Here is a 3,841-nt window from a genome sequence, read left to right on the forward strand (position 1 = left end):
TAAGGGCCTGGCGACATGAACTGGAGCGTCGGGTTTCTGTGAAGAATGCCGTCAGTGAAGATTACCCGACCCTTCTGCGTGACTTCATCAGACGGCGCAATTCTTACCTGTCCCAGATCATGCAGACAGGAGGGCCGAAGAAGACAGTTACACAGGTGCGATCGGCTGACCGCTGATCACTTGATATCGTTTTGTCGGGCCGCAGTACAGAACCGGACGTTTGAGGTCGCTTGGCGAAAGTCCGCTTTGTCCCGCACATCGGATAGTCGCCGACTTTCCCTTGAAGGCCCGCAGCAGCCCCAACCGGCAATTGCCGGCAGTCCATGCCCGTCGGTGCGATGCGCCGGGTTACTGCTGCCCCCACAGCGCAACCGGGAACAAACCACCGATCGCACTGATGAATGGCTCAGGGATCTACGAATCCTCCTGAGCTCAAACACCCGGAAAACCCTAGCCGTGTAGTCCGACAGAGGGCTGCGCATCAATCGCGGGTCAATCTATCCCAGATGGTGGATCACGTTCAGGGGGTTACTCCAAAGGGCGGGGATAAGAAGCTCGTGGCAACGAGGATAAGAACGCTTTTATCGCTATTGGGGCGAACTGGCGTGGCTGGCTGACGATCGGGTCAGAGCGAAAATTAATCTGCGAGCCGGGCTTCGAGGATATGCCGCTGGATCTTGCCGCTGGTCGATCTGGGAAAATCCTCGAACGCGATGAAGCGAATTTCGCGTGGTCGCTTATAGCCAGCGAGGCTTTCGCGGCACAAGTTCAGCAGCGCCTCGGCATCCGGCCCGTCATCGTCACAGGCGACAAAGGCCACCGGGCTTTCCCCCCATTTCGCGTCGAAGGCCCTTACCACGGCGGCATCGATCACATCGGGATGAGAAAGAAGCACACGTTCGATTTCCGCCGGATAGACGTTTTCACCTCCGGTCTTGATCAGGTATTTCGCCCGATCCACAAAGTCGACGGTGCCGTCCGCATTGCGCCGGAACAGATCGCCCATGTGGAAAAAGCCGTTGCGAAAGTCACGGGCATTGGTGTCGTCGGCGTTCCAGTACCCGGAAAACAGCGTCGGACCCCGAAGCGCCATTTCGCCCGGCGTTCCATCGGGGACTTCGCGGTCGTCGGGATCGACCAGCCGCACCTCGCAAAAGGCGCTGATGCGCTTGGACAGCCGGTCCGGGGTCACACCCGGCGCGATCAGATCGGCGGTTCCCGGCGGCAGGCCGGTTTCGGTCGCCCCGAAGGAATTCAGATAGGGCGTGTCCAGAAGACCGGTCAGTTCCGCGATCTGATGCGGCGGCACCAGATCAGCCATTGCGCCGCAAACCTTGATCCCCTTCAGCGGCAAAGGGTTGGCGTGCCGTTCGTTAATAAAAGCCTCCAGTGCCCCGGGCATCATCACGAACCAGCCGATCCTGTGGCGTGACAGCGCCTCGTTGATGACGGCGGGCTGCAGCCCGTCCACCATCACCACGGTCCCGCCCCGCAGGATCGTTGCCAGCGCATGATCGGTGGAGGCCATGTGGAACATCGGCGCCCAGGCGATGAACCCGTCGCCGGGATCCAGCGCCAGCTGGGCCGCAAAAACCATGGATCGGGCGATATGCGCGCGGTGGCTGATATGCGCCCCCTTGGGCAGGCCCGTGGTCCCCGAGGTATAGAGGATCGTCAGACCGGCCTCGGGGTCGTCAACCATGGTTCCGGTGCGCGGGTCCGGCTCGACCCCGGCAATGGCCGTTTCCAGGTCTGGCCCGACGGTTAGACAGGGTGTCGACGCGACGGCGCGGTAAGCTTCTGAAAGTTCCGGTTCGACAACCGCGAGAACCGGCTCGACCAGATCGATGCAGTGCCGCAGTTCATCGGGGGCAAGCCGCCAGTTCAGACAGGCGACGATCGCGCCGATTCCCGCTGCTGCAAGTTCGACCTCCAGGTATTCTGAGCGGTTATGCGACAGGATCGCGATCCTGTCTCCGGGCGCCACGCCTCGTGCCAGAAATACAGCCGCCAGACGATCGACCCGCTCCAGCAGTTCTGCATAGGTCAGTTTTCTGCTGCCGTCCTCGATGGCGAGGGCGCGGGCGCAGTCATGTGCGCGGGTTCGAAAGATCGAATACAGATCAGCGCGCCCCGCGCGGATGACGTCGGTCAGCATAGTTTCCCCCTTGCCCGAGCCTCGGTTCAGAGATCCTGCGCCAGGCGCACGCCCTCATCAATGGCGCGCAGCGCATCCAGTTCGGCGGCCTCCTTTGCCCCGCCGATCATCGTAACCGGGACGCCGCGCGCTACAACCTCTTTGGCCAGGGCCCGTTCCGGTTCCTGACCGGTGCACAGCACAATTGTATCGGCTGCGATGACCGTCGGGTTTCCGTCCGCGACGATGTGCAGCCCCGCATCGTCGATATGTTCATAGGTCACCCCGCCCATTGCCTCGACCCCATGTTTGCGCAGCGCGTTGCGCAGGATCCACCCTGTCGAAACACCAAGCCCCGCGCCCGGTTTAGCGGTCTTGCGCTGCAGCATGACGACCTTGCGGCGCGACGGCTTCGGTGCCAGAGGGTCGCCCGCCAGGGCACCCGAGGAGACAAACTCGGGGTCCACTCCCCAGGTTTCGCAAAAGACGTCGGAATTCGCGGTCTCGGCGGGTTTGGTCACTAGGAACTCGGCCACATCATGACCGATGCCCCCCGCCCCCATCACCACGACACGGTCGCCCGCCTCGCGGTCACCGGACAGAATTTCGGCGTAGGTCGCGACGCTGGGATGGTCGATACCCGGCAGGTCGGGAATGCGCGGCGTGACCCCGGTGGCGATGACCACATGGTCAAATCCCTCAAGATCGCTCGCCTCTGCCCGCTGTCCCAGACGCTGCGTGACCCCGTGTTTCTGCATCTGACCGGCATAATACCGCAGGGTTTCGTCGAATTCGTCCTTGCCTGGTGCGGCGCGGGCCAGATTCAGCTGACCGCCCAATTTGTCCTGCGCTTCGAACAGGGTGACATCGTGGCCCAGCCGTGCCGCCTCGGCGGCTGTGGCCATGCCCGCGGCACCACCGCCAACGACGGCCACTTTCTTTGGCGTGTCGGTTGGCGTATCCCGGAATTCCGTTTCACGCCCGGCCCTTGGATTGACCAGACATCCGACCGGCCGGTCCGAAAAAATGAAATCCAGGCAGGCCTGGTTGCAGGCAATGCAGGTGTTGATCTCGTCTGCGCGGCCCTCGCGCGTCTTTTTCACGAAATGCGGATCGGCCAGAAACGGGCGCGCCATCGAGATCATGTCCGCATCGCCAGAGGCAAGTATGTCTTCTGCAAGCTGGGGTGTGTTGATCCGGTTCGAGGCGACTACCGGGATCGACACCGCCGCTTTGACGTTGGCTGCCGCCTTGCGCCAGGCACCGCGCGGCACCGGGTAGGCGATCGTCGGCACGCGGGCCTCATGCCAGCCGATGCCGGTGTTCAGGATATCCGCACCCGCAGCCTCGATCTTGCGGGCCAGTGCGGCAATTTCTTCGGCGGGCGCGCCGCCCTCGACCAGATCGGCCGCCGAAATCCGGTAGATGACCAGAAAGTCGGGGCCGCAACGTTCGCGCACCGCGCGCACGATCTCGACCGGGAATCGGTGGCGGTTCGCGGCGCTGCCGCCCCAGTCGTCTTGGCGCTTGTTGGTGTGGGTGACGGTGAATTCGTTGATCAGGTATCCCTCGGACCCCATGATCTCGACGCCATCAAAGCCTGCGGCCAGCGCATTGGCGGCCGCTACGGCAAAATCCTCGATGGTACGGAGAATGTCGGCTTCGGTCATTTCACGCGGGATGAAACGGTTGATCGGGGCGCGG

The 3,841-nt window shown here is 62.7% G+C and carries 2 protein-coding genes; both read right to left on the reverse strand.

Annotated features, from left to right (window positions below):
• Positions 1-637: 637 nt before the first annotated feature.
• Positions 638-2,158: an AMP-binding protein gene (locus tag P1U75_RS02770; RefSeq protein WP_152467131.1), complete on the reverse strand. Its 1,521-nt coding sequence runs from the start codon at positions 2,156-2,158 to the stop codon at positions 638-640.
• A 26-nt stretch (positions 2,159-2,184) separates the two neighbouring features.
• A partial coding sequence (locus tag P1U75_RS02775) for an FAD-dependent oxidoreductase (RefSeq protein ID WP_300239528.1) occupies positions 2,185-3,841 on the reverse strand: 1,657 nt, incomplete at its 5' end.

The sequence above is a fragment of the Antarcticimicrobium sp. genome, from assembly GCF_029212575.1.
In the GTDB taxonomy this organism is placed as follows: Bacteria; Pseudomonadota; Alphaproteobacteria; order Rhodobacterales; family Rhodobacteraceae; genus Antarcticimicrobium.